Here is a 5,612-nt window from a genome sequence, read left to right on the forward strand (position 1 = left end):
GTGCGCCCCGTGCCTAGCGAACTGGGGCGGGGGGAGGGCTGTCGCCTTTTAGTGTGTTGCTTGGTGGTTTGGTGTTTTGTGTGTGGGGCGGGGGAGGGCTGTCGCCTTTCAGGCTTTTGCGAGATAGCTAGTCTGGTGTGCGCAGAGGCGTCGGTGCCGTCCGTAGCGACATCAGGGTGCCCGAAGCGAAGCGAGGGCGGGTGCCCCTGTAGGAGCGAGGACGTGCACCGCCCCTCAAGCGGTCAACGTAGCGGGGTGTGGGCATGCGAAAGCCTGCCGCTGTCACACAACAGCAGCGGGCAATCATTTCAAAAAGTCATAAGGCTACAGGACCGGCCAAATCCGCGTCACAAACTCACGGAAATCCTCCACGTCCTTACCCTGCTCCAGCAGGCCAACACCAAAACGAGTCGCCACCTCAGCATTATCCTCAAACGACAAATAAAACGAGCTGCCATTCACCGACTCAATCGTCACCGCATCATCACCCACACGATACGCATGCAACGCATTCGTATTATCAATCGTCGTAGCCGTACCCGCAGGCGTCAACGCCGGCAAATTCACCGGAGCAATAATCACCTCATCAGGCGCATCCTGATACCCAACAATAAAATGCCCCTGATCAGGAGACTGATGCAACGCCAAATCAGGATTACGGTAAACCGCACGGCCCGTCGCATACACCAAATTGTATGCACCGTAATTAATAATCTGCTCGTCAAAAACCGGGTGCAGAACCCGAATGAGTTCCTCACCCGTCAAAAACACGTCACTCTCAACAGAGTTACGGGGGTCGATAACCTCTGCGTACTTACTTGCTTCGGTCAGCTCATCAGCGACCGGGATGATCGGTTCGGTCATAGCATCAGTTTACCGGGGCAACTAACGAAGGTCACGAGTATTCGCGCATATTACGCGCCATGACATCCAAAAATGCGAGTTTTTCTCACCTGTTCAAAAACCTGCGCTAAAATCCACGCACACGCGCAAAGTGTCCACATCATGAAAGAAGAAGGTTGACTTGGGGGTTTCCGTGCAAAAACCACCACGACACCCCATAGAGATTTGACTCACCCCCGCCCCGGGCTTCACCATAGAAGGGTGAAGACAGCAATGTTCCAGCGAATTCTAAACCTTGTCGACGTCGCCTAGGGCGAGTGGCAGGGTCTATTCACTGCGACTGAGCGCCCCTACCGCTACCACCAACAGCGAGGGGCATTTTTTATAGCTTGGTACCCCCGGGCATAGGATGCGTGCGGAACACACAACACCCACGCAGAACATTGAGTACAACGAAGAACCATTAAGACACGAGGCATTTCCATGACCATGGGATTTTCCACTTCTGATGACGCGGCAAACGCTCCCGCAGAACGCATGACCGGTTCTCAGGCAATCGTCCGCACCCTCGAAGACCTGGGTGTGACTGACGTATTCGGCCTGCCTGGTGGAGCTATTCTGCCGACCTATGACCCCCTGTACGACTCCAAGAAGGTCCGCCACATCCTGGTCCGCCACGAGCAGGGCGCAGGCCACGCAGCCCAGGGCTACGCAGTGTCCAGCGGTAAGACCGGCGTGTGCATCGCAACCTCCGGCCCCGGCGCAACCAACCTGCTGACCGCAATCGCAGACGCAAACATGGACTCCGTCCCCCTCGTCGCAATCACCGGCCAGGTGTCCACCGCGCTGCTCGGCTCTGACGCATTCCAGGAAGCTGACATCGTCGGCATGGCGATGCCCATCTCCAAGCACTCCTTCATGATTACCGACCCGCAGGACATCCCCCGCGCGCTCGCAGCAGCATTCCACATCGCATCCACCGGCCGCCCCGGCCCCGTGCTCGTGGACGTCACCAAGGACGCACAGGTCGGCATGATGGAATACCGCGGCATTCCTGAGGATCTGGAGCTGCGCGGTTACACCCCCGTCACCCGTGGCCACTCCAAGCAGATTCACGAAGCTGCCAAGTTCATCACCGAGTCCAAGCGCCCCGTCTTCTACGTCGGCGGTGGCCTGGTCCGCGCAGGTGCTTCCGAAGAGTTCCACAAGCTGGCTAAGCTCATCGGCGCACCCGTCGTCACCACCCTCAACGCAATCGGCGCGTTCCCGGACTCCGACCCGCAGAACCTCGGCATGCCCGGTATGCACGGCACCGTCCCCGCCGTCGCCGCAATGCAGAAGTCTGACCTGCTCATCACCCTCGGCGCACGCTTCGACGACCGCGTCACCGGTAAGCTCGACTCCTTCGCACCCGAAGCTAAGGTCATCCACATTGACGTTGACCCGGCAGAAATCTCGAAGATCCGCTTCGCAGACGTGCCGATCGTCGGCGACCTCAAGTACGTCCTGCCCGAGCTGACCGACCTGCTCTCCACCGAGTTCGCACAGCAGCTGCCGAACCTCACCGAATGGTGGAACGAGCTCAACGCAATCCGCAAGGACTACCCGCTCGGCTACGAGAAGCCCAACGACGGCCTCGGCTCGCCCGAGTACGTTCTCGAGCGCATCAGCGCCCTCACCGGCCCCGACGCATACTATGTCACCGGCGTTGGCCAGCACCAGATGTGGGGTGCACACTACATCCAGCAGGAAAGCCCCCGCCACTTCATCAGCTCCGCAGGCCTCGGCACCATGGGCTACGGCGTACCCGCCGGCATGGGTGCAAAGGTTGCACACCCCGAATCCACCGTGTGGATCATCGACGGTGACGGCTGCTTCCAGATGACCAACCAGGAACTGGTCACCTGCGCACAGAACAACATCCCCGTCAAGGTTGCCATCATCAACAACTCCTCCCTCGGCATGGTGCGCCAGTGGCAGACTCTGTTCTACAACGAGCGCTACTCCAACACCGACCTGAAGGACGGCCACGGCACCGTACGCATCCCCGACTTCGTCAAGCTCGGCGACGCATACGGCTGCGCAACCTTCCGCTGCGAACGCGACGAAGACGTGGACGCCACCATTAAGGCTGCCCTCGAAATCAACGACCGCCCCGTCGTCATTGACTTCACCGTCAGCCCCCACGCACTGGTCTGGCCCATGGTCCCGGCAGGCGTATCTAATGACAAGATTTGGATTGCGAAGAACACTTCGCCCGAGTTCGATCGTGAGGGAGAGAACTAATGTCTCAGCACACTCTGTCCGTTCTGGTAGAAGATAAGCCGGGCGTTCTCACCCGCGTCTCCGGCCTGTTCTCCCGCCGACTGTTCAACATCCTCTCCCTGGCCGTGGGCCCCACCGAAAACCCCGGTGTTTCCCGCATCACCGTCGTAACCGAAGGTGACGCTCACACCATCGAGCAGATTACTAAGCAGCTGAACAAGCTTGTTCACGTGCTGAAGGTCGTCGAGCTTCCCGCAGACTCCTCCACCCAGCGTGGTCACATCCTGATTAAGGTCAAGGCCGACGCAGTTGCTCGCCTGCAGATCGTTCAGGCAGCTGACCTGTTCCGCGCATCCGTGATTGACGTTTCCCCCGAGTCTGTTGTCATCGAGGCAACCGGTTCTGAGGAGAAGCTCAACGCACTGCTGGATGTTCTGGAGCCTTACGGTGTTCGCGAAATCGTTCGCGCCGGCACCATCGGCCTGGCACGTGGCCCCCGCGCTATGAGCGAGCGTATCTAGCGCGAGCGCATCTAACACCTGCCAGGGTGCCACACCAACCCCGCACCAGCTGGGGATAGCAACGGGTATCGCACCGCCACAACCGGGAAAACCGGCAGCGATGCGATACCCGACCCTATGGGCTCACAGACCTTCCGGATACTTCAGATGCTGAGAAGTACTCTCGACAGCCCGCAACTAAACATCTATCAAGTAGAATAGTCAATGTTGAGCCCAGCCTGGGCCGCATATCAAACTTACTGAGGAGAAGAAATGGCAGCAACCATTTTCTACAACGACGACGCAGACCTCTCCCTGATCCAGGGCCGCACCGTAGCAGTTATCGGTTACGGCTCCCAGGGCCACGCACACGCACTGAACCTGCGTGACTCCGGCGTGAAGGTCATCGTCGGTCTGTCCGAGGGCTCCAAGTCCCGTGCTAAGGCTGAGGCAGAAGGCCTGCGCGTTGCAACCGTCGCAGAAGCAGCAGCAGAAGCAGACGTCATCATGATCCTGACCCCGGACCAGGTCCAGGCAAAGGTCTACGCAGAGAGCATCGAGCCGAACCTCAAGCCCGGCAACGCACTGTTCTTCGCACACGGCTTCAACATCCGCTTCGGCTACATCACCGCACCCGAGGGTGTCGACGTGGCAATGGTCGCCCCCAAAGGCCCCGGCCACACCGTCCGCCGCGAATACGAAGCAGGCCGCGGCGTTCCCGCCCTGGTCGCAGTTGAGAAGGACGCATCCGGCGAAGCACTCGCACTGGCACTGTCCTACGCAAAGGCACTGGGCGCAACCCGCGCAGGCGTCATCAAGACCACCTTCACCGAAGAGACCGAGTCCGACCTGTTCGGCGAGCAGGCAGTCCTCTGTGGCTCCACCTCCCAGCTCGTCCAGTACGGCTTCGAGGTCCTGACCGAGGCTGGCTACCAGCCCGAAATCGCGTACTTCGAGGTTCTGCACGAGCTCAAGCTCATCGTTGACCTGATGATCGAAGGCGGCATCGCTAAGCAGCGTTGGTCCATCTCCGACACCGCAGAGTACGGCGACTACGTCTCCGGCCCCCGCGTGATCTCCCCCGAGGTCAAGGAAAACATGAAGGCTGTCCTGGCAGACATCCAGAACGGCAACTTCGCAAAGCGCTTCATGGAAGACCAGGCTGCAGGTGCACCCGAGTTCAAGGCACTGCGCGCAAAGGGCGAGGCACACCCCATCGAGGCAACCGGCCGCAAGCTGCGCGAGCTGTTCTCCTGGAACACCGCTGACGACGACTACACCGAAGGTTCGGTCGCTCGCTAAGTGGTAGCTCAGCAATAGCTTTCTAAGAATCCGGCGTTCCACCCACACCCCGCTACAGGGGAGGGGAGGGGCGCCGGATTTTTGTGTTTTCAGGCTGAACGGCAACACCCGTCAAATATGTGATGCAGTTCATGCTCAATCAAGTTGTGGGCGGTTGAAGAATGCCGTATAGTATTTACTTGTTGCAAGGGAAACCCGCAAAAACAAAATAAGCGCCTCTAGCTCAATTGGCAGAGCAATTGACTCTTAATCAATGGGTTCTGGGTTCGAGTCCCAGGGGGCGCACTTCACAGAAAATCCCGCTGATTCTTCGGAATCGGCGGGATTTTTGCGTTCCCCTTGAAAAGCAGTCTTCATGGGTTGAGGAATCGGTGTTCGTCCTCGTTCCTACAGGGGACCTGTCCTCGCAGAGCTCGGACACCCTGATGTCACTACGGACGACACCGATTCCTCAGATGGTTTCTGCGGGTTCGGCAGGGGCACGTTATCCCGCCGGGGTTGCGGTAGCTGCGCGGTGGTTTGGGTGTGCGCCCCGTGCCTAGCGAACTGGGGCGGGGGAGGGCTGTCGCGATTTAGTGTGTTGCTTGGCGGTTGGTGTTTTGCATGTGGGCGGGGGAGGGCTGTCGCGGTTTGGTCTGCTACTTGGCGGCTTGGATGTTTAGGCTGGTGCGCCGTGTTTTCCGGAAGCGCCCTCAGGGTGTC

4 protein-coding genes and 1 tRNA gene are annotated in these 5,612 nt (G+C 59.3%); 4 read left to right on the forward strand and 1 reads right to left on the reverse strand.

Annotated features, from left to right (window positions below; translation table 11 throughout):
- Window positions 1-324 precede the first annotated feature (324 nt).
- Window positions 325-864: a hypothetical protein gene (locus HMPREF2527_RS01920; protein ID WP_070505996.1), complete on the reverse strand. Its 540-nt coding sequence runs from the start codon at window positions 862-864 to the stop codon at window positions 325-327.
- A gap of 462 nt (window positions 865-1,326) precedes the next feature.
- On the opposite strand from HMPREF2527_RS01920, the gene HMPREF2527_RS01925 reads away from it, so the two are divergent.
- The 4 genes from HMPREF2527_RS01925 to HMPREF2527_RS01940 all read left to right on the forward strand — a co-directional run bounded on the left by HMPREF2527_RS01925 (window position 1,327) and on the right by HMPREF2527_RS01940 (window position 5,195).
- Window positions 1,327-3,129 carry an acetolactate synthase large subunit gene (locus HMPREF2527_RS01925; protein ID WP_070505998.1) on the forward strand — a complete coding sequence of 601 codons (1,803 nt, stop codon included), beginning with the start codon at window positions 1,327-1,329 and terminating at the stop codon, window positions 3,127-3,129.
- Entirely contained in the window at window positions 3,129-3,629 is a 501-nt protein-coding gene (gene ilvN / locus HMPREF2527_RS01930) for an acetolactate synthase small subunit (RefSeq protein ID WP_005505523.1), read from the forward strand. The genes HMPREF2527_RS01925 and ilvN overlap by 1 nt, the downstream gene beginning before the upstream one ends.
- Before the next feature lie 252 nt (window positions 3,630-3,881).
- Window positions 3,882-4,910, forward strand: a complete 1,029-nt coding sequence (gene ilvC / locus HMPREF2527_RS01935) for a ketol-acid reductoisomerase (protein WP_049352920.1) — start codon at window positions 3,882-3,884, stop codon at window positions 4,908-4,910.
- A 212-nt stretch (window positions 4,911-5,122) separates the two neighbouring features.
- Window positions 5,123-5,195, forward strand: a tRNA-Lys gene (locus HMPREF2527_RS01940).
- The last annotated feature ends 417 nt before the right edge of the window (window positions 5,196-5,612 follow it).

The sequence above is a fragment of the Rothia sp. HMSC071B01 genome, assembly GCF_001808945.1.
Classification (GTDB): Bacteria; Actinomycetota; Actinomycetes; order Actinomycetales; family Micrococcaceae; genus Rothia.

What these genes read in the sequence shown, in the direction of transcription:
- HMPREF2527_RS01920 (WP_070505996.1), bottom strand. Translation starts at nt 864, where the DNA reads ATGACCGAACCGATCATCCCGGTCGCTGATGAGCTGACCGAAGCAAGT.
- HMPREF2527_RS01925 (WP_070505998.1), top strand. Translation starts at nt 1,327, where the DNA reads ATGACCATGGGATTTTCCACTTCTGATGACGCGGCAAACGCTCCCGCA.
- ilvN (WP_005505523.1), top strand. Translation starts at nt 3,129, where the DNA reads ATGTCTCAGCACACTCTGTCCGTTCTGGTAGAAGATAAGCCGGGCGTT.
- ilvC (WP_049352920.1), top strand. Translation starts at nt 3,882, where the DNA reads ATGGCAGCAACCATTTTCTACAACGACGACGCAGACCTCTCCCTGATC.